The organism is Undibacterium cyanobacteriorum (genome assembly GCF_031326225.1).
Classification (GTDB): Bacteria; Pseudomonadota; Gammaproteobacteria; order Burkholderiales; family Burkholderiaceae_D; genus Undibacterium; species Undibacterium cyanobacteriorum.
Window position 1 is genome coordinate 2,509,292 of record NZ_CP133720.1, and the last position, 26,828, is coordinate 2,536,119.

The 26,828-nt window shown below is 46.7% G+C and carries 20 protein-coding genes, 7 tRNA genes, 3 rRNA genes and 1 other RNA gene; 2 read left to right on the top strand and 29 right to left on the bottom strand.

All coding sequences use genetic code 11. The annotated features are described in order from the left end of the window. Positions 1-146: 146 nt before the first annotated feature. Positions 147-245, bottom strand: an RNA gene (gene ffs, locus RF679_RS10570) — signal recognition particle sRNA small type. A 77-nt stretch (positions 246-322) separates the two neighbouring features. Continuing rightward, positions 323-1,807 (bottom strand): 4-hydroxy-3-polyprenylbenzoate decarboxylase, encoded by a 1,485-nt coding sequence (gene ubiD, locus RF679_RS10575; protein WP_309480606.1) that lies wholly within the window; start codon positions 1,805-1,807, stop codon positions 323-325. Between the two features lie 486 nt (positions 1,808-2,293). Here ubiD and RF679_RS10580 point away from each other — a divergent pair, with 486 nt between their 5' ends. After that, the gene (locus tag RF679_RS10580; protein ID WP_309480607.1) at positions 2,294-3,238 is read left to right on the top strand and encodes a lytic transglycosylase domain-containing protein; all 945 of its coding nucleotides are present in this window, start codon (positions 2,294-2,296) and stop codon (positions 3,236-3,238) included. Between the two features lie 49 nt (positions 3,239-3,287). On the opposite strand, the gene RF679_RS10585 is transcribed toward RF679_RS10580, so the two are convergent. Next, positions 3,288-4,205, bottom strand: coding sequence for a LysR substrate-binding domain-containing protein (locus tag RF679_RS10585; RefSeq protein ID WP_309480608.1), 918 nt, complete (start codon positions 4,203-4,205; stop codon positions 3,288-3,290). A gap of 302 nt (positions 4,206-4,507) precedes the next feature. On the opposite strand from RF679_RS10585, the gene RF679_RS10590 reads away from it, so the two are divergent. Further along, on the top strand, positions 4,508-4,894 hold the full coding sequence (locus RF679_RS10590) for a DUF3224 domain-containing protein (RefSeq protein ID WP_309480609.1): 387 nt from the start codon (positions 4,508-4,510) through the stop codon (positions 4,892-4,894). Between the two features lie 141 nt (positions 4,895-5,035). On the opposite strand, the gene nusB is transcribed toward RF679_RS10590, so the two are convergent. The 26 genes from nusB to truA all read right to left on the bottom strand — a co-directional run bounded on the left by nusB (position 5,036) and on the right by truA (position 26,772). Beyond that, a complete protein-coding gene (gene nusB, locus RF679_RS10595; RefSeq protein ID WP_309484006.1) occupies positions 5,036-5,497 on the bottom strand; it encodes a transcription antitermination factor NusB in 462 nt (153 codons plus the stop codon). A gap of 52 nt (positions 5,498-5,549) precedes the next feature. Next, positions 5,550-6,050 carry a 6,7-dimethyl-8-ribityllumazine synthase gene (gene ribH / locus RF679_RS10600; RefSeq protein WP_309480610.1) on the bottom strand — a complete coding sequence of 167 codons (501 nt, stop codon included), beginning with the start codon at positions 6,048-6,050 and terminating at the stop codon, positions 5,550-5,552. Between the two features lie 80 nt (positions 6,051-6,130). Beyond that, on the bottom strand, positions 6,131-7,243 hold the full coding sequence (ribBA, locus tag RF679_RS10605) for a bifunctional 3,4-dihydroxy-2-butanone-4-phosphate synthase/GTP cyclohydrolase II (RefSeq protein ID WP_309480611.1): 1,113 nt from the start codon (positions 7,241-7,243) through the stop codon (positions 6,131-6,133). 211 nt (positions 7,244-7,454) lie between these two features. Beyond that, positions 7,455-7,567, bottom strand: a 5S ribosomal RNA gene (rrf, locus tag RF679_RS10610). Between the two features lie 176 nt (positions 7,568-7,743). Continuing rightward, a 23S ribosomal RNA gene (locus tag RF679_RS10615) occupies positions 7,744-10,613 on the bottom strand. 362 nt (positions 10,614-10,975) lie between these two features. Further along, positions 10,976-11,052, bottom strand: a tRNA-Ile gene (locus RF679_RS10620). A gap of 6 nt (positions 11,053-11,058) precedes the next feature. Next, positions 11,059-11,134 (bottom strand) — tRNA-Ala (locus RF679_RS10625). A 126-nt stretch (positions 11,135-11,260) separates the two neighbouring features. Continuing rightward, positions 11,261-12,797: ribosomal RNA gene (locus tag RF679_RS10630) — 16S ribosomal RNA — on the bottom strand. Together the 16S, 23S and 5S rRNA genes with 2 tRNA genes alongside form the textbook arrangement of a ribosomal RNA operon. Before the next feature lie 636 nt (positions 12,798-13,433). Further along, positions 13,434-14,312, bottom strand: a complete 879-nt coding sequence (gene nadC / locus RF679_RS10635) for a carboxylating nicotinate-nucleotide diphosphorylase (protein WP_373921772.1) — start codon at positions 14,310-14,312, stop codon at positions 13,434-13,436. A 21-nt stretch (positions 14,313-14,333) separates the two neighbouring features. Next, the gene (gene nadA / locus RF679_RS10640; RefSeq protein WP_373921669.1) at positions 14,334-15,467 is read right to left on the bottom strand and encodes a quinolinate synthase NadA; all 1,134 of its coding nucleotides are present in this window, start codon (positions 15,465-15,467) and stop codon (positions 14,334-14,336) included. A gap of 102 nt (positions 15,468-15,569) precedes the next feature. After that, a tRNA-Leu gene (locus RF679_RS10645) sits at positions 15,570-15,662 on the bottom strand. Between the two features lie 55 nt (positions 15,663-15,717). Beyond that, positions 15,718-15,791, bottom strand: a tRNA-Cys gene (locus RF679_RS10650). Positions 15,792-15,859: 68 nt separating this feature from the next. After that, a tRNA-Gly gene (locus RF679_RS10655) sits at positions 15,860-15,935 on the bottom strand. 45 nt (positions 15,936-15,980) lie between these two features. Further along, a tRNA-Gly gene (locus RF679_RS10660) sits at positions 15,981-16,056 on the bottom strand. A gap of 45 nt (positions 16,057-16,101) precedes the next feature. After that, positions 16,102-16,177: transfer RNA gene (locus RF679_RS10665), tRNA-Gly, on the bottom strand. Positions 16,178-16,234: 57 nt separating this feature from the next. Next, positions 16,235-16,813, bottom strand: coding sequence for a CDP-diacylglycerol--glycerol-3-phosphate 3-phosphatidyltransferase (gene pgsA, locus RF679_RS10670; RefSeq protein WP_309480614.1), 579 nt, complete (start codon positions 16,811-16,813; stop codon positions 16,235-16,237). Positions 16,814-16,934: 121 nt separating this feature from the next. Beyond that, positions 16,935-18,851 carry an excinuclease ABC subunit UvrC gene (uvrC, locus tag RF679_RS10675; protein WP_309480615.1) on the bottom strand — a complete coding sequence of 639 codons (1,917 nt, stop codon included), beginning with the start codon at positions 18,849-18,851 and terminating at the stop codon, positions 16,935-16,937. A 1-nt stretch (position 18,852) separates the two neighbouring features. After that, a complete protein-coding gene (gene acpS, locus RF679_RS10680) occupies positions 18,853-19,272 on the bottom strand; it encodes a holo-ACP synthase (RefSeq protein WP_309480616.1) in 420 nt (139 codons plus the stop codon). Between the two features lie 33 nt (positions 19,273-19,305). Then, positions 19,306-20,058: a pyridoxine 5'-phosphate synthase gene (gene pdxJ / locus RF679_RS10685; RefSeq protein ID WP_309480617.1), complete on the bottom strand. Its 753-nt coding sequence runs from the start codon at positions 20,056-20,058 to the stop codon at positions 19,306-19,308. Beyond that, complete coding sequence (gene recO / locus RF679_RS10690) at positions 20,055-20,879, bottom strand: DNA repair protein RecO (RefSeq protein ID WP_373921670.1); 825 nt, start codon at positions 20,877-20,879, stop codon at positions 20,055-20,057. The genes pdxJ and recO overlap by 4 nt, the downstream gene beginning before the upstream one ends. 43 nt (positions 20,880-20,922) lie before the next feature. Continuing rightward, positions 20,923-21,813 carry a GTPase Era gene (gene era / locus RF679_RS10695; RefSeq protein ID WP_373921671.1) on the bottom strand — a complete coding sequence of 297 codons (891 nt, stop codon included), beginning with the start codon at positions 21,811-21,813 and terminating at the stop codon, positions 20,923-20,925. Positions 21,814-21,821: 8 nt separating this feature from the next. Further along, positions 21,822-22,658: a ribonuclease III gene (rnc, locus tag RF679_RS10700; protein ID WP_309480619.1), complete on the bottom strand. Its 837-nt coding sequence runs from the start codon at positions 22,656-22,658 to the stop codon at positions 21,822-21,824. 6 nt (positions 22,659-22,664) lie between these two features. Beyond that, positions 22,665-23,066, bottom strand: a complete 402-nt coding sequence (locus RF679_RS10705; protein WP_309480620.1) for a DUF4845 domain-containing protein — start codon at positions 23,064-23,066, stop codon at positions 22,665-22,667. Between the two features lie 16 nt (positions 23,067-23,082). Then, positions 23,083-23,970: a signal peptidase I gene (lepB, locus tag RF679_RS10710; RefSeq protein ID WP_309480621.1), complete on the bottom strand. Its 888-nt coding sequence runs from the start codon at positions 23,968-23,970 to the stop codon at positions 23,083-23,085. Beyond that, complete coding sequence (lepA, locus tag RF679_RS10715) at positions 23,967-25,760, bottom strand: translation elongation factor 4 (protein ID WP_309480622.1); 1,794 nt, start codon at positions 25,758-25,760, stop codon at positions 23,967-23,969. The genes lepB and lepA overlap by 4 nt, the downstream gene beginning before the upstream one ends. Before the next feature lie 190 nt (positions 25,761-25,950). Continuing rightward, positions 25,951-26,772, bottom strand: coding sequence for a tRNA pseudouridine(38-40) synthase TruA (truA, locus tag RF679_RS10720; protein ID WP_309480623.1), 822 nt, complete (start codon positions 26,770-26,772; stop codon positions 25,951-25,953). Positions 26,773-26,828 lie beyond the last annotated feature (56 nt).

Consider the following 26,828-nt stretch of genomic DNA (forward strand, 5'->3'; position numbering starts at 1 on the left):
GCGGAAAAGTTGCGATCCGAGACAAGATCAACAATACACAAATTCTATGCAAGCAAATTTGGAAGAAAACTCAAGGAGAATGCAGAAGTCTCGCAATATGCAAGCATACAAAAAACGAGGAATTCTGGGAGAGAAAAAGAGAGGAAGGAGGCGAGCCTGATCTGCGGCACTTACGGGAAATGACTGTGGCTGCTTCGTTCCCGACCTGACCAGATTGGTCACGCCGCAATGCGCAGGGGCCCGCCAAACTCAATTATAACCCAAGCCAGTTCACTGGTGGTGACTTGGGTTAAAAGAAGTTGCGTCCGGAAGTTGCGTGCGTTTATATTCCGAGTTCTTTCCAAAGCTCATCAACTCGATTCTTGACTGCGACATCCATATTAATGGTTGTTCCCCACTCACGATTTGTTTCACCAGGCCATTTATTGGTCGCATCAATTCCCATTTTGCTGCCAAGACCACTGATAGGCGAAGCAAAATCTAGGTAATCAATCGGTGTGTTATCGACCAAAGTTGTATCTCTGCTTGGATCAACTCGCGTAGTAATCGCCCAAATCACTTCCTTCCAGTCGCGAATGTTGACATCGTCATCCACAACGATAATGAATTTGGTGTACATAAATTGACGCAAGAAACTCCATACGCCAAACATGACGCGTTTGGCATGTCCTGCATAAGACTTGCGCAGCTGCACCACCGCCATGCGATAACTACATCCTTCGGGCGGTAAATAAAAATCTAAAATCTCGGGAAACTGTTTCTGCAACAGTGGGATAAAGACCTCATTCAAAGCCACTCCAAGCACAGCTGGTTCATCAGGTGGTTTTCCAGTGTAGGTCGAATGATAAATAGGATCTTTGCGCATCGTAATGCGGTCAATCGTAAATACGGGGAAACTATCCTGTTCGTTATAGTATCCAGTGTGATCACCGTATGGGCCTTCGATTGCATGTTCAAAACCACTAGGATGGTTTGCATCAGGATATATATGTCCTTCCAAAACAATCTCCGCCGAGGCCGGCACGCGCAACTCACTTCCAATCGCCTTCACCAACTCGGTTCGACTTCCTCGCAATAATCCAGCAAATTGATATTCAGAAAGGGTATCAGGAACAGGTGTCACTGCGCCTAGAATCGTCGCAGGATCAGCTCCCAATGCGACTGCGATCGGGTATGGCTTACCTTTATTAGCAATCGTATGTTCACGAAAATCTAGGGCGCCACCCCGATGTGCCAACCAACGCATAATAACTTTATTACGAAAGAGCACCTGCTGGCGATAAATTCCCAAATTTTGTCGCTTCTTATGTGGTCCTTTGGTGATCACCAAGCCCCATGTGATGAGCGGCGCAACGTCACCAGGCCAACAGTGTTGAATTGGCAGGCGCGCGAGATCGACCTCATCACTCTCCCAGACGATTTCTTGGCATGGAGCGGTACGAAGCTCTTTCGGTGCCATATCCCATACGGCTTTCACCAATGAACCCATCCCTAGGATATCCTTGAAGCCTTTTGGCGGCTCGGGCTCCTTTAGGGAGGACAACACATGTCCGATCCGCCGTAACTCGCTAATATGATCGGCACCCATCCCCATCGCAACACGATGCGGGGTGCCAAATAAATTGGTCAGCACTGGGATGCTGTGCCCCTTCGGATTCTTGAATAATAAAGCCGGACCTTCCGCGCGTAATACACGATCAGATATTTCCGTCATCTCCAAATGGGTCGAAATTGGGGTAACTACTTGTTTTAATTCGTTTTGTTTCTCAAGCTGCGCCAAAAAATCTCGCAAATCTGAATATTTCATCTTTTTTTACGCTTCCTCTAAATTAATATTTCGATCTCAAAAAGATCGCCAAGTATTTGATTTCATTCAGTTTTATTGCAACGCAACAAAAAACATTAAAACCAATGGTTATATTAAATCGATTCTTTAGTATTGACTCGATATAAATGCCCACCTAAAATGCGACCAACTTCAAAACTACTGATTTGATTTACAGTAATTTTTTGACCAAGTCAAAAACTGGCAAACCAACAGTATCACTTAATTTGGGATTCGGGATCCCAATTCGGATTTAGGAAATCCACAAAAGGCGATTCGCCTCATCCCGAGACTTGTTATTTATCCTTTTATGCCTACATCTGGCGAGACACAAAAGGATGAGTAACTCCGGCATCCAAATCAATTTCAAACGACATGTATTGAAACCCTTGGATGATGTTTCTGATTCGAAGCACCTATGCGCCATTTTATCGGCACGTTCGCGCCTCGATACTTCAGGAGGAAGTAATGATTCACAATTTAATTTTACCAGCTCAGACAACTGGTCGACCTAACTCTTCCCAAAAAGAGTCGGGACGTGTACGCGCTCAAAAACGCAAAGCAGATACTTTGACCAAACTGATTCACGTCACGGCGGGCATCGGCTTGATGGCAATCTTCTTGCTCGCGGCTTTGTTTTTAAATCCAGAGTTAGCGACAAAATTCCATGCGATATCACCGTTCGGCTCCAATCCCACCATTGAAGCAGAAGCATCGTCCAATCCCGATTTGTCTATGTTGATGGCAACGCCGGAACTTATTGCGAAAAACGGAGAGCAAGAGTTAACGAATGATTCAACTCCAACGGCACCTAGCAAATTCATTGGTGATCAACGCCAACAAGCTTTAGTTACTAACTGGCTTTCAAAGCGCTATCGTGTCGCAAACGATGCGATCGACATGCTCGTTTCCGCAAGTTACCTGACCGCGAAGGACACAAAATTAGACCCCCTTTTGATCCTTTCGGTGATCGCGATTGAATCACGCTTCAACCCTTTCTCAGAAAGTCCAGTCGGAGCACAAGGATTGATGCAAGTCATGTCACGTGTCCACAAAGATCGCTTCAACGAACTTGGTGGAGTAAAGGCCGCATTGAATCCGGTGGCAAACATCAAAGTTGGGGCGACGATTCTCCGAGATTGCATCAAAGCAGCAGGTTCGATTGAGGGTGGGCTTAAACGCTACGTTGGCGCAACCGACAACGAATCTGACGGCGGCTATGGTAATTTAGTCTTGGCAGAGTATCGTCGCTTAAAGGATGTCGCTGCTGGAAAGTCCGTTTCGGTATTCAGCACAACGGCGAAACCGGCCAATACGACACGAACTGTTGAAAATAACGCTGAAAAATTGAACGATGAAGTTACTTCAAACAAAACTCATGCTCCTGAAAACGAAACCGTTGCTGGTTTGTAGCGAATAGCTTCAGTTTCAAACAAAAAAGCCTAGGTCCCCTAGGCTTTTTTCATTTGGCCCTGCAATCGAATCCAAAATCGTATTCGTTAGCAACCTTAATGACAGCATCTCGAAAGTCATGCATGATTTGCGACCGAATCCCGCCGCTAGGATATGCAAGCACATAGTCATAGCTAATTTCTCCGGCAAATGGCTTTACGACCACTCCATTGTTACTCCAGATTTTTGCGGCAAACGGCTCAACTAAAGATAGTCCAAGACCATGTGCAACCATCGCATATCGAGTATGAGACGTATGGGTTTTAATTACATTTTTCGGGACACTCTTCGCTGCTTGAAGGCTCTCCAATTCCTTCTCATAGTTTTGCGAAATTATTGGTACCCAGCCGATCATATTTTCGCCATGGATATCCTCTGGAAAAATCATTTCTTTATCAACTAGCCTATGTCCCTCTGGCAAGGCGCAAGATACGTGGACCTTTAGGATCTTTTCGATGTCGATACCAGCAAATGGGGGAAAGTCCAGTGCTATCGCCATATCGACCTTCATATCTTGTAGGCGAACCAAAATTTCAGGTCCATTGCATGTATCAACCGTGACTGGCACATTCGGATGATATTTAAAGAATTCCTTTAAGACTAAAGGCATGAGAGTTGTAGAAAGAACGAAAAGACAGGCTACCGATATTCCTTCTGGGGCATCGGCTCTTATATTCGCTGCCACCTGCGTCAAACGTTCAAGTCCAAGAAAATTCTCCTCCACAGCACGATAGAACCTGACCCCTGCGGTTGTTGGCTCAAGGCGCCCTTTTGAACGATTAAACAATCGGAATCCTAGACTTTCCTCTAGATCAGCGATCAATCGGCTAATGGCAGGCTGTGTCACGTTCATTTTTCGTGCGGCACCTGCGCTTGTGCCGGCGACCATCAAACATCGAAACGCTTCAATTTGTCGAAATTTCATCATATACTAAACACGAAATTATGAATTTATTATTTCATTTGATCAATTTTTCTAATCACATATAACATTTGCGCATTATTCATATGATTATGTGATTAGACATGATACGGCAAATTTGGAATACTGATTAACTCAAATGATTATTGTTTTTTTCGCTTTAGTTTTTTCAAAAAAAATCAGGCCCAATTTAGTGTATCAAAACACTTTTGGAAGGTGGAGCGAGAAAAAGCGAATGTGGATAGATCTCATGCGGGGTTTCTACCCATGTGTTGCGATTGCCGTGCCGGCTCGAAGAAGGAGGAAAAATGTTAGCTTGTGGAACAGTAAAGCTTTTTGGTTTAGATGAAAAGTTAGACCTCGAAACAGGCCTACGACGCTCAAAGCTTACTCACCAGTACCTAGGTGACATAGAAGCCGAATCTCGCTTTGAATGCCTTGCCTATGCGGGCGCTGCAGGCAGTCAAAATTTCGTTGGACTTGAATATCTCACTGGCCGAATAGGTAATCGTAGAGGTGGATTTATCATTCAACATGTCGGATCCGTAAAATCAGGGCAAACCGTTAGCACCCTGAATGTCATCAATGGTTCAGGCACAGGCGATTTCGAGGGTATTCGTGGTCATGGTAGAACAACCTGGAATTCCAATGGCAGTGACTGCTCTCAGGTGTTGTTAGAATACAGCTTTGATTAATCGAACACACAACGCCTAAACTAGGCAAACTCGACGTGTACTGTTAAAAAAAAGCCCTCATCACGAGGGCTTTCTAAATTCGTAATACTATGAAAGCGTCATTCTCAGACAACAATTCAAAGATCGTGACGATCTACACGTTTATTTAGTGGTAACTTCTGCGGCGCGTAATTTAGCAGATAGCTTATCCAATACACCGTTCACATATTTATGACCATCTTGTCCGCCGAACGATTTAGCTAATTCCACAGCCTCGTTGATGACAACACGATACGGGATTTCAATATGGTTTTTCAGCTCATACGCACCAATCAAAAGTACTGCATGCTCAATCGGTGACAACTCCGAAATACCTCGGTCGATAAACGGCGAAAAATCGGCACGCAACTCGATACTTTGGTTGATTGAACCATGTAACAAAGCCTTAAAATGTTCCAAGTCTGCTTTATCGAAGCCGTGTGCCTCACGAATATGAGCATCGATGACACCAGAATCCTCGTTGTTCAACAACCATTGATAGATACCTTGCAATGCAAACTCACGCGCACGATGTCTCGGTGAACGATTTTTGTTTGGATTGGCATGTTGTGTGGAATTACTCATTTCTTTAACTTTCAATATTTTTTGTTGTGAATTCAAACAAAAGTCAGTCCATTCAATCAGATTCGTAATCGATTTCTTCGGTCGCTTCCGCCAATTCTTCAAGCGCGAGCGTCAAGTTGGCCATTTCAATTGCAACACGGGCCGCGTCAGCTCCCTTCTCACGCATACGAACTAAGGCTTGATCATCATCTTCTGTGGTCAAGATCGCATTCGCGATTGGGATACCTGTGTCAAGCCCAACACGTGTAATCCCCGAACCCGATTCATTTGAGACAAGCTCAAAATGATAGGTTTCACCTCGAATAACAGCCCCCAAGGCAATCAACGCATCGAACTGATGTGTCGCAGCTAGCTTTTGCAGCGCCAGTGGAACCTCAAGCGCACCAGGAACAGTGACATGCAAGACATCTTCATCCATCACACCTAAACGCTTGAGCTCCATAAGACAGGACTCTAGTAACCCTGCACCAATTTCTTCATTGAATCGAGCCTGAACTATACCTACACGAACACCAGCACCATCTAGGTTTGCTTCATAATGTCCAACTGTCATTTTCGCCTCTTAGGTTTTTAAGTTTAAATCTTTCTATGCTTCCATCGTACATCGAAGCTTGCAAATCAAATCTGATGTAGTTAGATTTTGGGACAATCGATATAGCCAGTCACTTCGAGATTAAAGCCTGTCATCGACGGCATTTTGCGTGGGTTCGCCAACAATCGCATCTTGCCAACACCAACATCTCGAAGAATTTGTGCACCGATTCCATAAGTGCGCAAATCTAAACGAGCCGCACGTCCCGCTGGTTTCTTCTCCGGAGTAGAAAGAGCAGTAAATTGAGCGAACAATTGCTCCGCCGATTCTTCGCAATTGAGCAAGACCATGACCCCACTCGGTGCGCTCTTGATCGTCTCTAAAGCACTCGCAATATTCCAAGAATGCGTCGTTATTTTCATCTCTAACAGATCTAACATTGATACTGGTTGATGCACGCGTACTAAGGTTTCTGTATCCGACGAAATCTCTCCGTGTTGAAGAACTAGATGCGCAGAATTACTTGGGAGGTCTCGATAAATGATCGCATCGAATGTTCCGTACAAAGTCTCAACTTGGCGTTGTCCAACACGTTGAACCATACTCTCATTCTGGCTACGATAACGAATTAGGTCTGCAATCGTACCGATCTTTAGCTTGTGTTGCTCTGCAAACTCCAGCAGATCTGGCAGGCGAGCCATCGTGCCATCATCCTTCATGATTTCGCAGATGACGGCAGAAGGATTTAAGCCGGCGAGATCAGCCAAATCACACCCGGCTTCGGTGTGTCCAGCACGCATGAGCACGCCACCTTTTTGTGCCTTCAACGGGAAAATATGACCAGGCTGTACGATATCATCTGCACCTGCGTTTGGGTCAACCGCCACCTGAATAGTGCGGGCACGATCTGCAGCAGAAATACCGGTCGTAACACCTTCAGCTGCCTCAATAGAAACGGTAAAATTGGTACCATAGGCAGTGCCGTTGCGTGAAGCCATCATTGGCAAATTTAACTGATTGCAACGCTCTTCTGTGAGAGTTAGGCAAATCAAACCACGGCCATATTTGGCCATAAAGTTAATCGCTTCAGGCGTCACAAATTCGGCCGCGAGTACCAAGTCTCCTTCGTTCTCACGATCTTCTTCATCAACCAATATGACCATGCGACCAGCGCGTAATTCTTCGACGATTTCTTGTGTGGATGAGATATTCATTTGAAATTCAACGAAAGTCACAAATGGTGACTATTCGAGTTTATTAGGCAAACAGCTATTTTAATTGATTTGCGTACACAAGCACTGCTTGATTCTGGTATTTATTTTAGCTGCAGCAATATTACTTGCAATTCTAGCCAAATCGACGGCATTTGAACTACATAGCAAAAAGCCTCAAGTTCGAAGGAACTTGAGGCTTTTCAGGATAAGAGCCTGACGATGACCTACTTTCACACTGGTTGCAGCACTATCATCGGCGCAAAGTCGTTTCACGGTCCTGTTCGGGATGGGAAGGTGTGGGACCAACTTGCTATAGTCATCAGGCATAACTTGTTGATTTGCTGTGGTTCACGTTGACTTGTGAATCGCAACAAATCCAATTGGGAAGAAGTATGTCAGGTTTTGGTCTGACAGTAATTCATAATCGGTTGTGATTGACCAAACTTATTTGGCAAACACTTTGTAATACTTGTCTATTGTCTATAACTGACCAAAGTTATAGGGACAAGCCGTACGGGCAATTAGTACTGGTTAGCTTAATGCATTACTGCACTTCCACACCCAGCCTATCAACGTCCTGGTCTCGAACGACCCTTCAAGGAGCTTAAAGCTCCGGGATATCTCATCTTAAGGCGAGTTTCCCGCTTAGATGCTTTCAGCGGTTATCTCTTCCGAACATAGCTACCCGGCAATGCCATTGGCATGACAACCGGTACACCAGAGGTTCGTCCACTCCGGTCCTCTCGTACTAGGAGCAGCCCCCTTCAAATATCCAACGCCCACGGCAGATAGGGACCAAACTGTCTCACGACGTTTTAAACCCAGCTCACGTACCACTTTAAATGGCGAACAGCCATACCCTTGGGACCGGCTACAGCCCCAGGATGTGATGAGCCGACATCGAGGTGCCAAACTCCCCCGTCGATATGAACTCTTGGGAGGAATCAGCCTGTTATCCCCAGAGTACCTTTTATCCGTTGAGCGATGGCCCTTCCATACAGAACCACCGGATCACTATGTCCTACTTTCGTACCTGCTCGACTTGTCAGTCTCGCAGTTAAGCACGCTTATGCCATTGCACTATTAGCACGATGTCCGACCGTACCTAGCGTACCTTCGAACTCCTCCGTTACACTTTGGGAGGAGACCGCCCCAGTCAAACTGCCTACCATGCACTGTCCCCGACCCGGATAACGGGACAAGGTTAGAACCTCAAACAAACCAGGGTGGTATTTCAAGGATGGCTCCACGAGAACTGGCGTCCCCGCTTCAAAGCCTCCCACCTATCCTACACAGATTGGTTCAAAGTCCAATGCAAAGCTACAGTAAAGGTTCATGGGGTCTTTCCGTCTAGCCGCGGGTAGATTGCATCATCACAAACACTTCAACTTCGCTGAGTCTCGGGAGGAGACAGTGTGGCCATCATTACGCCATTCGTGCAGGTCGGAACTTACCCGACAAGGAATTTCGCTACCTTAGGACCGTTATAGTTACGGCCGCCGTTTACTGGGACTTCAATCAAGAGCTTGCACCCCATCATTTAATCTTCCAGCACCGGGCAGGCGTCACACCCTATACGTCCACTTTCGTGTTTGCAGAGTGCTGTGTTTTTATTAAACAGTTGCAGCCACCAGTTTATTGCAACCCTTTCACCCTTCCAGCGCAGGCTGGTCAAGCTACAAGGGCGTACCTTATCCCGAAGTTACGGTACCAATTTGCCGAGTTCCTTCTCCCGAGTTCTCTCAAGCGCCTTAGAATACTCATCTCGCCCACCTGTGTCGGTTTGCGGTACGGTCTCGTATGACTGAAGCTTAGAGGCTTTTCTTGGAACCACTTCCGATTGCTTCGACACCTAAGTGTCTCGTCTCAACCCCTTGAATTTCGTGCCCGGATTTGCCTAAGCACCTTCTACAAGTCAAGAACAGGCTCTTCCAACCGCCTGACAACCTTCCGCGATCCGTCCCCCCATCGCATCATACGACGGTGCAGGAATATTAACCTGCTTCCCATCAGCTACGCATCTCTGCCTCGCCTTAGGGGCCGACTCACCCTGCTCCGATGAACGTTGAACAGGAAACCTTGGGCTTACGGCGAGGAGGCTTTTCACCTCCTTTATCGCTACTCATGTCAGCATTCGCACTTCTGATACCTCCAGCATCCGTTACCAGACACCTTCGCAGGCTTACAGAACGCTCTCCTACCATATCCTTACGGATATCCGCAGCTTCGGTGTACAGCTTAGCCCCGTTACATCTTCCGCGCAGGACGACTCGATCAGTGAGCTATTACGCTTTCTTTAAAGGGTGGCTGCTTCTAAGCCAACCTCCTGACTGTTTTAGCCTTCCCACTTCGTTTTCCACTTAGCTGTACTTTGGGACCTTAGCTGGCGGTCTGGGTTGTTTCCCTCTTGACACCGGACGTTAGCACCCGATGTCTGTCTCCCAAGCTCGCACTCAACGGTATTCGGAGTTTGCAATGGTTTGGTAAGTCGCGATGACCCCCTAGCCATAACAGTGCTCTACCCCCGTTGGTGATACTTGAGGCACTACCTAAATAGTTTTCGGAGAGAACCAGCTATTTCCAGATTTGTTTAGCCTTTCACCCCTACCCACAGCTCATCCCCTAATTTTTCAACATTAGTGGGTTCGGTCCTCCAGTGCGTGTTACCGCACCTTCAACCTGGCCATGGGTAGATCATCTGGTTTCGGGTCTACACCCAGCGACTGTCGCCCTATTCGGACTCGATTTCTCTGCGCCTTCCCTATGCGGTTAAGCTCGCCACTGAATGTAAGTCGCTGACCCATTATACAAAAGGTACGCCGTCACCCCTTTCGAGGCTCCGACTGTTTGTATGCACACGGTTTCAGGTTCTATTTCACTCCCCTCCCGGGGTTCTTTTCGCCTTTCCCTCACGGTACTGGTTCACTATCGGTCGATATCGAGTATTTAGCCTTGGAGGATGGTCCCCCCATATTCAGACAGGATTTCACGTGTCCCGCCCTACTTCTTGCAAACCTAGTACCACTACGATCATTTCCTATACGGGACTATCACCCTCTATGGTCAGCGTTTCCAAGCTGTTCTAGTATGAAAGTAGTTATCATTTGCGGCTCTTCCCATTTCGCTCGCCACTACTTTGGGAATCTCGGTTGATTTCTTTTCCTGTAGCTACTTAGATGTTTCAGTTCGCCACGTTCGCTTCGTTATCCTATGTATTCAGATAACGATGACCTTACGGCCGGGTTTCCCCATTCGGAAATCTGCGGATCACGGTGTGTTTGCTCACTCCCCGCAGCTTATCGCAAGCTACTACGTCCTTCATCGCCTGATATCGCCAAGGCATCCACCATGTGCACTTAGTCACTTGTCCCTATAACTTTGATCTCTATTCCTAGAGCCGTTATAGTTCTTTACTACTATATGAGTATTACTTTAGCGTTGCCGTAGCTCAAGTGAGTTTTATTCTTCGCCAATTGCTTGACGACGACTTGGATCACTTTTACTACTTTGTTTGTTCGATACAATCACAACCCTTCCATAAATTTGTTCACGATGTCTCATGAACTCCTCTACGAAATAAATTTTGATTATTTCTTACTTTACTTCTTCTCAATTGTTAAAGAACGGTACTACTTTATTACTTTGCTTTCGCTTTGAAAGAACAAATCTCAATAGCGCTCGCGCTACTCACATTTGTTATTTCGATCTTACGATCTCGGCATTTCTGCGATTTGGTAGGGCTGGTTGGGCTCGAACCAACGACCCCCGCGTTATCAACACGGTGCTCTAACCAGCTGAGCTACAGCCCCAGTCATTGGTGGAGGTTACCGGGCTCGAACCGATCACCCCCTGCTTGCAAAGCAGGTGCTCTACCAGATGAGCTAAACCCCCATTCGTATTACTACTTAACCGGGCAAATCTCGAACCATTCACTGATCTCATCTCAGCAAACAGTACTGCGTTCTTTTACATTAACAGTCAATAAGTGTGGACACTTAACATTCAAGCGCACTCTAGAAAGGAGGTGATCCAGCCGCACCTTCCGATACGGCTACCTTGTTACGACTTCACCCCAGTCACGAACCCCGCCGTGGTAAGCGCCCTCCTTACGGTTAAGCTACCTACTTCTGGCGAAACCCGCTCCCATGGTGTGACGGGCGGTGTGTACAAGACCCGGGAACGTATTCACCGCGACATGCTGATCCGCGATTACTAGCGATTCCAACTTCATGTAGTCGAGTTGCAGACTACAATCCGGACTACGATACACTTTCTGGGATTAGCTCCACCTCGCGGTTTGGCAGCCCTCTGTATGTACCATTGTATGACGTGTGAAGCCCTACCCATAAGGGCCATGAGGACTTGACGTCATCCCCACCTTCCTCCGGTTTGTCACCGGCAGTCTCATTAGAGTGCTCAACTTAATGTAGCAACTAATGACAAGGGTTGCGCTCGTTGCGGGACTTAACCCAACATCTCACGACACGAGCTGACGACAGCCATGCAGCACCTGTGTGCAGGTTCTCTTGCGAGCACTCCCAAATCTCTTCAGGATTCCTGCCATGTCAAGGGTAGGTAAGGTTTTTCGCGTTGCATCGAATTAATCCACATCATCCACCGCTTGTGCGGGTCCCCGTCAATTCCTTTGAGTTTTAATCTTGCGACCGTACTCCCCAGGCGGTCTACTTCACGCGTTAGCTGCGTTACCAAGACAATTAAGTCCCGACAACTAGTAGACATCGTTTAGGGCGTGGACTACCAGGGTATCTAATCCTGTTTGCTCCCCACGCTTTCGTGCATGAGCGTCAGTGTTATCCCAGGGGGCTGCCTTCGCCATCGGTATTCCTCCACATCTCTACGCATTTCACTGCTACACGTGGAATTCTACCCCCCTCTGACACACTCTAGCCTTACAGTCACAAAGGCAGTTCCCAGGTTGAGCCCGGGGATTTCACCTCTGTCTTATAAAACCGCCTGCGCACGCTTTACGCCCAGTAATTCCGATTAACGCTTGCACCCTACGTATTACCGCGGCTGCTGGCACGTAGTTAGCCGGTGCTTATTCTTCAGGTACCGTCATTAGCAAATCATATTAGGATTCACCGTTTCTTCCCTGACAAAAGAGCTTTACAACCCGAAGGCCTTCTTCACTCACGCGGCATTGCTGGATCAGGGTTGCCCCCATTGTCCAAAATTCCCCACTGCTGCCTCCCGTAGGAGTCTGGACCGTGTCTCAGTTCCAGTGTGGCTGGTCGTCCTCTCAGACCAGCTACTGATCGTCGCCTTGGTGAGCTCTTACCTCACCAACTAGCTAATCAGATATCGGCCACTCTTATAGCACGAGGTCCTAAGATCCCCCGCTTTCCTCCTCAGAGCGTATGCGGTATTAGCTATCCTTTCGGATAGTTATCCCCCACTACAAGGTATGTTCCGATATATTACTCACCCGTTCGCCACTCGCCACCAGGTGCAAGCACCCGTGCTGCCGTTCGACTTGCATGTGTAAGGCATGCCGCCAGCGTTCAATCTGAGCCAGGATCAAACTCTTCAGTTCAATCTCTGTTTTTAGCATTTCTGCTTCCGTCGTTAGACGGTGTCGCTCACTCAAAATACTGACAGTTCGATTTCTATTTCTAGAAACCGTCTTGCTTTGTTATTTCTTGTGAACATTTGATATATTTTAAGTTTCCTAACTACCGAAGTAGCTAGTCGCCATCACTATCAAGTGCCCACATTTATTGACTGTTAATTGTTAAAGATCTGGCCTGCTACGCTCACTATTTAATCTTTCGACTTCAGTTTTTGCGTTTTGCTTCGAATCGTTTTGTTCGTCAGCAGCAGAGAAATGAGATTATGCAGCCTTTCCAACTTCTCGTCAACCCCCTCGTTTGAACTTTCTGAACTTCTTTCAAACTTGATTTCGATTTCTTTCATTTACAGCAATCGAAATACTTTGGAAAATTGACTGGCTTGCCACTCTTTTTTCTTGCTTCACATTTCTGCGGGAGCCGAACTATAGCAAGAAATGATGCAGCTCGGCAAGTATTATCTAAATCATTTAGTTTAAATTTTGCGAATGATACTCAACCATAAAACTAACTGCACATCCAAAGCCAAAGTAGATTCACCGATGATACAAACGAAAACGCCCAGCATTCGCCAGGCGCCTTTTACAAGATCTTGTTAGCCGCTATAAGGACGCCACCACTCGCATAGAATAATCGACCGCCTTCACATCCTTCGTCAAAGCCCCAATCGAAATGCGATCAACGCCAGTCTCTGCAATAGCCCTTACCGTGCTCCGATCCACCCCACCAGACGCCTCTAACTTTGCACGCCCTCGATTTAGCACAACGGCATCACGCATCATTTGCAAATTAAAGTTATCCAATAGAACAGAGACAGCTCCCGCCTCTAAGGCTTCATTCAACTCCTCAAGAGACTCCACCTCGATCTGAACAGTGACACCTTCTCGACCAGAAACAACTTCTTGCGCAGCCAATAATGCAGCACGAATTCCACCAGCCGCTGCAATATGATTTTCCTTGATTAAGATTCCATCATATAAAGCCAAACGCTGATTCTCACCACCACCGACACGCACCGCATACTTTTGAGCCAAACGCATACCCGGCAAAGTTTTGCGCGTATCCAAAATCGCAGCCGATGTACCACGTATCATATCGACATAGTTTTTTGTCGCAGAGGCAACGGCAGACAACAACTGCAAAAAATTGAGCGCACTTCGCTCAGCAGTCAACAGTGATCGAGCAGAACCACGCAATCGACACACAACATCATTCGGTTGCATCACATCACCCTCAACAGCTAGCCACTCAATCACTATTTGCGGATCAACCGCCTTCATCACCGCCTCAAACCACGGCACACCGCACAACACCGCCTCTTCACGCACAATCACCCGCGCCTCAACCTGCTTCGACTCAGGCACCAGCAATCCAGTCAGATCGCACGCCCCCACATCCTCTGCCAATGCAGATTGAACATTGATTCGCAAAGCTGCCTGCAAATCAGCATTCACTATTCCAAATCGACTGTCGAGACTCACTTCTTGCATATCAATACCCTTTTAAGCAGGACCAATTCCAGAAAATAAGGCTCCGTCTTTCGCCAAATCACCACTGGCTTGCACACGCCTATTTTTTGCCGCAGCAAAATCAAGCATCCGATCAATTGCAATTTTCGCCTTCGTTGCAGTTTCGGAGTCCACTTGAATTTGATTTTCACCAGTCTCCAGAACTTGCAACAAATTCCGCAAACCATTCATTGCCATCCAAGGACAATGAGCACAACTCTTGCAAGTAGCACTGTTACCGGCCGTTGGTGCAACGATAAATTGCTTGTTTGGCGCAGCCAACTGCATCTTATGCAAAATGCCGTTATCCGTAGCAACAATAAATTGCGTTGCATCCAACTCGACTGCGGCCTTAATCAATTGCGAAGTTGATCCCACCACGTCCGCCAACGCAACCACCCCTGCAGGAGATTCGGGATGCACCAAGACTTTCGCGAGGGGATACTGCTCTTTCAAGACCTCGAGCTCAACACCCTTGAACTCATCATGCACCAAACAGGATCCCTGCCACAACAACATGTCCGCACCGGTTTGCTTCTGAATATAACTACCAAGATGCTTGTCTGGTGCCCATAAAATCTTCTTACCTTGTGCATGCAACTCAGCGACAATATCCAACCCTACACTAGAGGTCACCATCCAATCAGCACGCGCCTTGACTGCTGCGCTGGTATTGGCATAAACAACCACTGTGCGATCAGGATGGGAGTCGCAAAATGCAGCAAATTCCTCAGCATCACAACCAAGATCAAGAGAACATGTTGCGTCGAGATCTGGCATCAAAATCGTTTTCTCGGGGCTTAAAATTTTCGCAGTTTCACCCATGAACTTGACACCAGACACAACCAGCGTTTTCGCCTCATGATCACGACCGAAACGAGCCATCTCAAGCGAATCAGAAACACAACCACCAGTCTCTTCCGCTAGGTCCTGCAAATCTGAATCAACATAATAATGCGCAACAAGCACCGCATTTTTTTCCTTCAGCAAGCGCCTAATTTTCTCTTTTAGCTCACGCTTTTCATCCTGCGACGGCGCATCAGGAACGCGAGCCCAAGCCGAAGCAACACAACTACTTCCAGCTTCCATCAACGGACGTTCAAATTCAATTACTTTGGTCGCTTCCATTCTCATTCAACCCGATAAAAAACATTAGTTTAGCAAGTTACGAAAAACAAAATAAAAAAACCCGCGCTTCAGACCGAAGGGCGGGTTTTAACTTTATATGAATGGTGCCCGAGGCCGGAATTGAACCGGCACGCCCCTTTTACGGAAAGCGGCGGATTTTAAGTCCGATGTGTCTACCAGTTTCACCACTCGGGCACTCAACTTACGGCCGATCAAAGATCAGCAACATTCACTACGTCTTACGACAAATTGGAGGCGGGGGTCGGGATCGAACCGGCGTCTACGGCTTTGCAGGCCGCTGCATAACCACTTTGCTACCCCGCCATAAGCAAGCTCACGCTTGACTTACAACTCTGAACAAAAAAGGGAAGCTTGGCTTCCCCTCTGCATTCTGGAGCGGGAAAAGAGTCTCGAACTCTCGACCTCAACCTTGGCAAGGTTGCGCTCTACCAACTGAGCTATTCCCGCATTTTTACCGCTTCGCACTGCAATTAAATCAGCACTTTAAATTCTTGGAGCGGGAAAAGAGTCTCGAACTCTCGACCTCAACCTTGGCAAGGTTGCGCTCTACCAACTGAGCTATTCCCGCATTTTTACTACTTCGCACTGCAATCAAATCAGCGCTTTAAATTCTTGGAGCGGGAAAAGAGTCTCGAACTCTCGACCTCAACCTTGGCAAGGTTGCGCTCTACCAACTGAGCTATTCCCGCGTCGACAACAGGCGCACATTATATAGCACCCACAAAAGTTGTCAAGATTATTGACAATCAGTTTTCAGATTTTTCCTTAATCAATGGCCAAGCACGACGCAAATAGTAAAACATAGACCAAACGGTTAAAACCGCAGCAACTAAAATCAAGACTCGCCCAATAATTTCGGTGTGGATCAGCCCAAATAAATCACCATAGAACAACAGCATAGGAATCGCCACCATTTGTGCAGCCGTTTTTATCTTGCCGAGTGAACTTACCGCCACTGACTTCGATGCACCAATCTGAGCCATCCATTCGCGCAATGCTGAAATCGTGATTTCACGACCGATAATAATAAAAGCGATAACAGCATTTACGCGATCCCACTGCACCAAAACGAGTAGAGCACCCGCGACCATCAACTTATCTGCGACGGGATCCAAGAAGGCGCCAAAGGCCGAAGTCTGATTCCAGCGCCGCGCTAAGAAGCCATCGAACCAATCCGTTACTGCGGCGATGACGAAGACGGCCGTCGCGGCAATATTCTTTTCAGTTGGAGCAAGGAAATGATCTGGCACGTAAAAAACGCCCACCACCAAAGGAATAAGCGCTACACGAAGCCACGTTAACAAAATGGGGAAATTGAAAGGCATTTTTTTCTGTTTTTAAGCACTATAACCAGCATTATATTTTGCCCTGCAAATAGAGGCAGTATTTTTTTGCATGCAAAACCATTTCACAACATTACAAAAATCTAAGCCCAGTACCAATCATTCAGCGCAATCTTTGGTAGATTTCTTCCGCAAGCGCTCTGGAGATCCCATCGACCGTCATTAAATCTTCAACACTGGCCTCTTCAACCCCTTTTAAACCACCAAAACGGGTAAGCAAGCGTTGGCGCCGCTTAGGGCCAATACCATCAATTTCTTCTAGGCGCGAAGTTTGCCTTGCCTTCGCACGCTTTGCGCGCATTCCGGTGATGGCAAAGCGATGTGCCTCATCACGAATTTGCGCAATAAGCATCAGCGCAGCCGACTCTTTGCCGAGCTCTTTGGGTTCGCGCCCATCGACGAATACCAATGTTTCCAAGCCAACCCTGCGCCCCTCCCCCTTAGCAACGCCAACGATGAGACTCAAATCTAGTCCATATTCGACAAACACTTGCCGTGCAATTTCGACTTGACCTTTACCTCCATCGATCAAAACGACGTGTGGCATCTTACGTCTCGCATCAGGCTCTTTGCCTTCCTCCAATGTCTCGGACTGATCTAGCTTCAACGAAAAATGCTCAAACCTCCGCTGCAGAACTTGTTTCATCGCAGCATAATCATCACCACCAACAATATCCTTGATATTAAACCGACGATACTGTGCAGACTGCATCGCATGGTTCTCGTAAACAACACAAGACGCTTGCGTTGCCTCCCCTTGCGTATGACTGATATCAAAACACTCGATCCGCAACTCGTCCAGTTTTTCAACTTCAAGATCAAGCACATCGACTAATGCTCTTGTGCGCATCTGTTGCGCACCTTGTTCGGAAAGTGCGCGAGCCAAGGCAAGGTGCGCGCCCTTTACTGCCATCTCCAACCACGCCCGCTTTTGTTCTTGAGGTTGGTAAATGCAATAAATCTTGTGACCGCATTGCTCCATTATGGCGAGCATCAACTCGGGCGCATCAAGTTCGACGTTGAGCACCAACTGTGATGGAATGTACTGATCAGCATAGTGCTGAGCCAAAAATGCTTCCATCACTTCAGCCTCAATCTCCCCACCAATTGAGCCATGTGCTGCGTCAAAAATATTAGGGAAGTATGAGCGATCTCCTAAGTGCCGCCCACCACGCACCATTGCCAAATTGACGCAGGCGCGCCCACCTTCAACCACAACTGCAATAATGTCGAGATCTGCATCACCGCTAGTCTCCATGCCTTGCTGATGGAGTACTTTCGACAAAGCTGCCATCTGATTTCGCACCATTGCAGCGTTTTCGAATTCTAAACGCGCTGAGTAATCATACATTTTGATCTCAAGATTTTTTAAAATCTCACTCTGCTTTCCTCGCAAGAATTGCTCTGCATTCTCGATATCTGCTAGATAGGCATCCGAATCGATTTTTCCTACGCAAGGCGCGCTGCATCGATTGATTTGATGCAGAAGGCAGGGCCTTGTGCGATTTTGAAAAACACTATCTTCACAAGTCCTCAACAGAAAAATCTTCTGCAACAATTGCATTGACTCTTTCACAGCCCAAGATGAAGGGAAAGGTCCGAAATATCGATGTCTCTTATCAACGGCGCCGCGGTAGTACATCATACGTGGGGTCGCTTCATTGCTTATTTTCAGATATGGATATGACTTATCATCGCGAAACAGAATGTTATAGCGAGGCTTCAGAGCCTTGATGAGGTTATTCTCAAGAATGAGTGCTTCCGCTTCGCTGCGAGTAACAGTAGTCTCCATACGATCAATACGCTCGACCATCATGGCAATACGCGGGCTACTCAAGTTTTTGAGGAAATAACTCGAAACACGTTTTTTTAGATCACGCGCCTTACCAACATAAAGTACCTGTCCATTCACATCGAAATAGCGATAAACCCCTGGCAAGTGCGGCAACTGCGAAACATGCTCGAGCAATTTTGAACGAGAATCAGATACATCTGACGCACTTTCTATTTTTTTCGCCATTTCATTTTTCATTCATCGCTAATGAGGCTGCACTTGTTTCAAGTATTACGAAGGCAAGTGCATATTCCTTTTCATCGGAAATCGAAACATGGGCAACAAGACCTCGCTCACCAAACCAACTCGACAAGGTTTCATTGAACAAAAAATATGGCATGCCGGTATCTTGGTTTAGCAGCTGCACTCCATGCCAACTCATGGGCTCACGAAAGCCGGTTCTCATTGCTTTTGATAACGCCTCTTTCGCAGCAAATCGCGTGGCGAGATAACGCTCACCTTTGGCAGGATCATTGTCATATCTCATGCGAAAAACAAGTTGCTCGTCGACTCCTAAAATCTTGTCGGCAAACCGATATTGATGTCGAGCTATAGCATCGTGCATTCTTGATGTTTGAACGATGTCGGTACCGATGCCAAATATCATGCGCGAATTCCTACGAAAGAGAACGAAAAGAACTTAAGCTTGCAGGCGTGCCTTGACCATTAAGGCCTTCATGTCGGCGACAGCTTTGTGCCATCCCACAAAAACTGCTTGGGCGACGATTGCATGTCCAATATTCAATTCACTGATTCCTGGAAGCGCGGCAATAGCCTGGGTGTTTGTATAATGCAGACCATGCCCAGCGTTCACTTTCAGACCTAAAGCCGTTGCAGTATCGACCGCACTGGCAATTCTTCGCAGCTCAGCCTGTTGCGCATCACCATGGGAATCCGCATACTTACCTGTGTGAATTTCAATCACCGTTGCGCCGGTGTTTTTCGCAGCCTGAATTTGAACATCATCAGCATCGATAAACAAACTCACACGAATCCCCTCTGCCTGTAGTTTCCTCGTGGCGCTTTCCACTTCGTCAAAGTAACGAACCACATCCAATCCACCTTCTGTCGTTACCTCTTCCCGGCGCTCCGGAACTAAACACACATCTTGCGGGCGCACTTTGCACGCAAAGTCGATCATCTCTGCTGTAACGGCAGCCTCCAGATTCATACGGGTTCGCAACTCGGGGCGAATACGCAAAACATCAGCGTCTTTGATGTGACGTCTATCCTCACGCAAATGCAGCGTAATACAATCAGCACCAGCCTCTTCCGCCATAAGAGCCGCTTGTAGCGGATCTGGATAGTTTGTACCACGCGCGTTTCGTAAAGTCGCGACATGGTCGATATTGATTCCAAGGTCTATGATCTGTGTTTGCTGATGAATATTCATAATTTCTGAAGGTCTATCAATATTTGTCGCGTTTTTAAAGTCTGTCCTTGTAGATGATATTGGAGCAGATAACGCATCAGTTGTTTGCTTTGTGACTGTGTGGTTGGATCAGAATAATCCTTCGCGCTCATATCGCGCAAGGTTTTACCGATCACCACTGGACCACTTTCGAAAATCTGTGCTGGCTGCACTCCCGCCTCAGGATTCACAATATAACGCAGTTGTTCGCGGACTTGGGCACCACTTACCGTACAAAAATTCAGATCGCCCAATAATCCAGCTTGTTGAAGCAATGCGATTTCAAATTGGCGCAACGCAATCGCGGCACTAGCACCATGAGCTAATTGATTTAATGTAGAAACGTAATCTTGAAAGAGCGATGGCGCTGGCTCGCCTCGAATGAGAAATTTGGTGAGAAGTTCATTAAGATAGAAACCACAGAGAAGGGCTGACTTTTCAACAGGCAGCATCCCGCCAACCCATTCTGCATTCGTCATTGTTTTAACCTCCGCCCGCCCAGACCAAGCAACGTTCAATGGTTGAAATGTCTGCAGTACACTGCGCAAACGGGAGTGCGGGCGCTTGGCACCTTTCGCGACTAATGCAATACGACCGTAATCACGAGAAAACAAATCCACGATCAGACTTGTTTCTTTATAAGGATAAGAATGGAGCACGAAACCCGGTTGATGCGAAACTCGGAGTTCAATTTTCTCTGCACGTTTTTTAGAAGAAGGACGCGACGACACGTTCGTGATCGGCGAAAAGTCGCCAAGCTCGTCTAACACAATCTCATTTTCTTCGTTCGCCAATCTGGCCATCCCGGTCGGAGTTTAGAATACGCACAGATTACCGTGCTGCCAATCATTCGTAACCGTAGGCGCGCAATCCGGCTTCATTATCCGCCCAACCGGATTTCACTTTCACCCAGATTTCAAGATAAACTGGACCACCGAAGAGTTTCTCCATGTCTTGTCTTGATTGGCTCGAAATTTCTTTCAGCCGAACTCCCTTATTTCCGATGACCATAGATTTATGGCCATCACGATCAACCAAGATCGCGACAAAGACACGCCGCAAGTTTCCTTCTTGCTCGAATTTCTCCATGACCACGGTACTGGTGTATGGAAGTTCATCCCCAACAAAACGAAAAAGTTTTTCGCGCACAATCTCGGTCGCGAGAAATTTCTCACTGCGATCGGTAATATCATCCTCAGCGAAAATCGGCTCATTCTCTGGCAAATACTTCCGAATCTCGCCCTCGAGACTCTCAAGCTGAAATCTTAATGTCGCCGACACCGGCACCACTGCAGCGAAAGGAAATGCACTCATCACCTTTTGAGCAAAAGGCATCAAAATAGCCTTGTCTTTCACACGATCAGACTTGTTAATCACCAAAATACAAGGCACTTTTTTTGGAAGTAAATCTAACACTTGCTGATCGGCTGGACCAAACGTACCAGCTTCGATGATCATCAGAATGACATCTGCCGCAGTAAGAGTGTTGGTAACGGTTCGGTTCAAAGTACGATTAAGCGCGTTCGAATGCCGTGTTTGAAAACCAGGCGTATCAACGTAGACGAATTGAGTTTGATCTTTAGTTTGAATGCCAGTGATACGATGACGTGTCGTTTGCGCTTTGCGTGAAGTGATACTCACTTTGGCACCGATCAACGCGTTCATCAAAGTCGACTTACCAACATTGGGACGTCCGACAATTGCTATGTACCCACAGCGAAATTGAGAATTTTCCATGAATTCACTCATATTTTTTCACCCTGCGGCACATCTGGAACGGCAACATCAAGCGAAAGCTGGGCTGAGTCATCACCATTAGACTCGGCCGCTGCTGTTTGCACGGTCGCGATTCCTGCGAGCTTCATTTGCGCCTTACGTGTTTTATTCTTGCGACTAGCTGGAGTCTTCGCCAACATGCTGACTGCGGTATCGAGTGCAAGTTTTGCAGCGGCTTGCTCACCCGCGCGTCGACTGCCTCCAGTACCAAAAACTTGAATTTCCAATTTTGGCACCAAGCACTCAACTTCAAACTCCTGATTATGTGCTGCACCATGCGTTGCAACGACGTTATATTGCGGCAAGGCGATCTTTTTACTTTGCAAAAACTCTTGCAATAGCGTCTTCGCATCTTTACCGAGCGTAGTTGGATCCACAGTCGCCAAAATCGGTGCGTATAAGGATTTAATCACAGCACGCGCAACATCAAAACCAGCATCTAGATAGATCGCCCCGAACAAAGCTTCAAGTGTGTCTGCAAGAATAGAAGGTCGACGGAATCCACCCGACTTCAACTCACCTTCACCAAGACGCAAAAATTGTGACAACTCCATCTTCTGAGCGATCTCAAACAAGCTCTGCTGTTTCACTAGATTCGCCCGAACTCGAGAGAGATCCCCTTCGTCAATTCGATCAAAAGTCTCGAACAAGATCGAAGCCACTACACAGTTCAGTATCGAGTCTCCCAAAAATTCCAGCCGTTCGTTGTGGCTGGTACTATGACTACGATGTGTCAATGCCTGCTGCAGAAGTGCAACATCCTTAAATTGGTGCCCCAAACGTTTTTGCAGCAATTGCTCGTTCATATTCTTTTATTCGGCCTTACGTGTTCTTGTTTTAATTTTCGCAGTAGAGCCTTCATATTCCAACAACAGACTTGCTGGGCCTACCAAAGGAATCTTTTTTGTATAGTAGAAACTTACTTCGTAGCCAGTTTCATCTTTTTCGAACATGAGATCACTACCCTTGATTGAAGTGATGTAGCTCACCTCAGCTTGCTTATCAAAAGCAACTTGCATGTCTCTCACGGAGGCACCGGCTGCTTTCGCAGTCACAATTGCCCGTTTTATCGCAAGATATTCCATCGCAGTAGGCGTGATCTTCGCAGCCAATAGCGCAATCATTGCAATGATACTCAACAAGAAAATCAGACCAACTACCGACATTCCCTTTTGAGAGGAACGGAAAGAAGATGCAATTTTTTGGGAATTCATGTTAAGACCCTCCTAATTATTGAAAGCTACCAATTCTCTTCATATCACTAAGATTCATCCAGATAAAGACTGCCTTGCCAACGATGTTTTGGTCAGGTACAAAGCCCCAAAAGCGACTATCTTGGCTATCATCACGATTGTCGCCCATCATAAAGTAATGTCCCGCAGGAACTTTACACGAGAAACCATCTTGATAAGATTCGCACACTTCGGACCCCTTGAAGTTGAGCTGTGGATCTCCAGGAGCTCGCAGATCATTGTTTAAAATACGATGGCTAATACCACTAAGATTTTCTTGAAATTGTGAAGAATATCGACCTTCCTTAGCATCGTGCAAGAACTGAGTTTGCTCCTGATACTCTAATGGAACACCATTGATACTCAAGCGTTTATTTTTGTACGTTACTACATCGCCCGGAACTCCAACAACGCGCTTGATGTAATCAAGACTCGGATCCTCTGGATATTTAAAGACCATCACATCGCCACGCTCAGGATCATTAATTTGAATGACTTTGGTACCGATAATTGGTAGGCGAATACCATAGGTGTACTTGTTAACTAGGATTAAATCACCCACATACAACGTTGGCAGCATTGAACCTGATGGAATCTTAAAAGGCTCAAATAAAAACGATCGCAACACGAATACCATTGCAATCACTGGAAAGAAACTACCGGTATATTCAACCCAAGCCGGCTGTCTCAAGATTGGCTTGGTGATCGCATCTTGTTCATCAGCACTCAAACGAGCTGCCCCACCAGCTTGCTCTAACGCCGCTTCAGCCATTAACTTACGACGTTTTGACCAAATCAACAAATCGAGGGTCCAAATAACTCCAGTCACCAACAACAGAATGAACAGGATCAGGGCAAAATTCTTTACTAAGAATTGAAAACTCATTTTTCTTCCACCTGCAAAATCGCCAAGAATGCTTCTTGCGGAATCTCGACCGAACCAACTTGCTTCATGCGTTTCTTACCGGCCTTCTGTTTTTCCAACAGCTTGCGTTTACGCGAAATATCACCGCCATAACATTTTGCGAGAACATTCTTACGTAAAGCTTTTACGTTTTCGCGCGAAATAATGTTAGATCCAATCGCGGCTTGGATTGCTACATCAAACATTTGACGAGGAATCAATTCACGCATTTTGGCCGCGACGGCGCGCCCCCTATATTGCGCATTCAAACGATGCACAATGATGGCCAATGCATCGACTTTTTCACTATTGATGAGCATATCAACCTTCACTACGTCAGCCGCTCGATTTTCTTTGAACTCATAATCCATCGATGCGTAACCACGGGAGGTCGATTTCAAACGGTCAAAGAAGTCCAACACAATTTCGGCCATCGGCATTTCATAGGTCAGCTTTACCTGACGTCCGTGGTAGCTCATATCCATCTGTACACCGCGTTTCGAAGTACAAAGTGTGATGACAGAACCGACATACTCTTGTGGCATGTACAAATTCACCGTCACAATCGGTTCACGCACTTCTTCGATCTTGGACGGATCGGGCATCTTCGATGGATTATCAACTTGAATAATACTTCCATCACCCAACACGACTTCGTACACCACCGTTGGAGCGGTAGTAATCAAATCCATGTCAAATTCACGTTCTAAGCGTTCTTGAACGATCTCCATATGAAGCAGCCCCAAGAAGCCACAACGGAAACCAAACCCAAGCGCCTGTGAAACTTCTGGCTCATACATTAATGCCGCATCGTTGAGCTTGAGCTTTTCGAGGGAGTCGCGCAAAGCATCATATTGATTGGCCTCGACCGGGAACAAACCTGCAAAAACCTGCGGTTGAACTTCTTTAAAACCGGGCAAGGGAGCGCTTGCAGGATTAGAGACCAGCGTGATCGTATCGCCTACCTTTGCCGCCTTTAACTCTTTGATACCAGCGATGATAAATCCGACCTGTCCCGCTGTAAGTTCACTTCGGCTCAAGGATTTCGGCGTAAATACACCAACACTCTCCACCAAATGTTGCGCTTCGGTCGCCATAAAACGAATCTTATCCTTAGGGCGCAATGTACCATTCACAATACGCACCAACATTACTACACCGACGTAGTTATCAAACCATGAGTCGATGATAAGCGCTTGCAATGGTGCATCAGGATCACCTTTTGGCGGTGGAACTTTTTTGATGAGACTTTCCAAGATATCTTGAACGCCAAGACCGGTCTTAGCAGAGCACTGAACTGCGTCGCTCGCATCAATCCCAATGACTTCTTCAATCTCGCTGGATGCATTAGCTGGATCCGCTGAAGGCAAGTCAATCTTATTCAACACTGGCACAACTTCGACGCCTAATTCAATCGCCGTGTAGCAGTTAGCCACGGTCTGAGCCTCAACACCCTGGGATGCATCAACAACCAACAAAGCACCTTCACATGCAGACAGAGAACGACTTACTTCATAGCTAAAGTCAACGTGTCCAGGAGTATCGATCAAATTCAGATTGTAGATTTCACCATCAAGCGCCTTGTACTGAAGAGCTGCCGTTTGCGCTTTAATCGTAATGCCACGCTCCCTTTCAATATCCATGGAATCGAGAACTTGTGACTCCATTTCGCGCTCGGATAGACCTCCACATAACTGAATGATTCGGTCGGCCAAAGTCGACTTACCATGATCGATGTGAGCAATAATTGAAAAGTTACGAATGTTATTCATCTGAATCAGCTAGCAATTACAAAAAAGGCGCTCTTGACTGGGCAATGATCCCCAGGCGAGCGCCTTTTCAATGGGTTATGCAAAAACGACATTTTACCGGAATTCGGTACTAATGACCTATTTTTCCTTGATAGAAACAATTAAAGTTACTCAAAAGACATCCAGTGCGACTTAATGAGATCCAATTACATTACGTGGCGAACTGCATTCCCATAGGCATGGCTAGCCTACCATCATCGGGAATTCCCCACTTTGTATCATACTCAATCTTGGCAAGGTATAGCCCATCAGGCATGAAGGTCGGCGCTGCAAGGCTGCGATTTTTTGCAATCAACAGCTCGGCCATCCATTCCGGTGGACGCCTCCCTGACCCAACGAAGAGCAAAGATCCAACAATATTTCTGACCATATGATGCAAAAACGCACTTGCTCGAACGGTAAAAACAATCAATTCGCCAGAACGACGAATGTCAACTTGATACATCGTCTTAATCGGAGACTTTGCTTGACAGCCAGTTGCTCGAAAACTTGAAAAATCATGCTCGCCCAACAAGTATGCAGCCCCTTCCTGCATCCGATCCAAGTCCAAAGGCCGAAAAAACCAACCAGCCCTACCGCTCAATGTTGGAGATCGGACAACGCTGTTCAGCAAAACATAGTGGTAGGTTCGTGAAAATGCGCTAAAACGAGCGTGAAATCCATAGTTATCGAAAGTTTCAGCATTTCCGACCTCGACAGCCCACTTCACCGCAACACTTTTTGGTAAAAACGAGTTGACGCCACTCACCCAAGAATACATTTCACGATTGAGCTCGGTATCAAAATGAACCACCTGTTCTAGCGCATGAACACCTGCATCGGTTCTACCTGCGCAGAAAGTATGTATAGGTTCACTACCAAACTTAAACAAGGCCCGCTCCAAGACGTCTTGAACCGTAGCACCATGCGGTTGCGTCTGCCAACCCTGGAATCCCGCACCATCATATTCAATACCTAAAGCTATACGCTTCATATGATCCCGAAAAACAAAAAGGGCGCGTACAAAACGCGCCCGTCTTAAAGACTTAA

Bases quoted from the DNA above. Each gene is read 5' to 3' on its own strand.
- RF679_RS10580 (WP_309480607.1), top strand. From the start codon at position 2,294: ATGATTCACAATTTAATTTTACCAGCTCAGACAACTGGTCGACCTAAC.
- nusB (WP_309484006.1), bottom strand. From the start codon at position 5,497: ATGAGTAATTCCACACAACATGCCAATCCAAACAAAAATCGTTCACCG.
- ubiD (WP_309480606.1), bottom strand. From the start codon at position 1,807: ATGAAATATTCAGATTTGCGAGATTTTTTGGCGCAGCTTGAGAAACAA.
- pgsA (WP_309480614.1), bottom strand. From the start codon at position 16,813: ATGCCTTTCAATTTCCCCATTTTGTTAACGTGGCTTCGTGTAGCGCTT.
- nadA (WP_373921669.1), bottom strand. From the start codon at position 15,467: ATGGAAGCGACCAAAGTAATTGAATTTGAACGTCCGTTGATGGAAGCT.
- era (WP_373921671.1), bottom strand. From the start codon at position 21,813: ATGGAAAATTCTCAATTTCGCTGTGGGTACATAGCAATTGTCGGACGT.
- truA (WP_309480623.1), bottom strand. From the start codon at position 26,772: ATGAAGCGTATAGCTTTAGGTATTGAATATGATGGTGCGGGATTCCAG.
- pdxJ (WP_309480617.1), bottom strand. From the start codon at position 20,058: ATGAATATTCATCAGCAAACACAGATCATAGACCTTGGAATCAATATC.
- ribH (WP_309480610.1), bottom strand. From the start codon at position 6,050: ATGACAGTTGGACATTATGAAGCAAACCTAGATGGTGCTGGTGTTCGT.
- ribBA (WP_309480611.1), bottom strand. From the start codon at position 7,243: ATGAATATCTCATCCACACAAGAAATCGTCGAAGAATTACGCGCTGGT.
- lepA (WP_309480622.1), bottom strand. From the start codon at position 25,760: ATGAATAACATTCGTAACTTTTCAATTATTGCTCACATCGATCATGGT.
- rnc (WP_309480619.1), bottom strand. From the start codon at position 22,658: ATGAACGAGCAATTGCTGCAAAAACGTTTGGGGCACCAATTTAAGGAT.
- RF679_RS10590 (WP_309480609.1), top strand. From the start codon at position 4,508: ATGTTAGCTTGTGGAACAGTAAAGCTTTTTGGTTTAGATGAAAAGTTA.
- lepB (WP_309480621.1), bottom strand. From the start codon at position 23,970: ATGAGTTTTCAATTCTTAGTAAAGAATTTTGCCCTGATCCTGTTCATT.
- RF679_RS10705 (WP_309480620.1), bottom strand. From the start codon at position 23,066: ATGAATTCCCAAAAAATTGCATCTTCTTTCCGTTCCTCTCAAAAGGGA.
- RF679_RS10585 (WP_309480608.1), bottom strand. From the start codon at position 4,205: ATGATGAAATTTCGACAAATTGAAGCGTTTCGATGTTTGATGGTCGCC.
- acpS (WP_309480616.1), bottom strand. From the start codon at position 19,272: ATGATATTTGGCATCGGTACCGACATCGTTCAAACATCAAGAATGCAC.
- uvrC (WP_309480615.1), bottom strand. From the start codon at position 18,851: ATGGCGAAAAAAATAGAAAGTGCGTCAGATGTATCTGATTCTCGTTCA.
- recO (WP_373921670.1), bottom strand. From the start codon at position 20,879: ATGGCCAGATTGGCGAACGAAGAAAATGAGATTGTGTTAGACGAGCTT.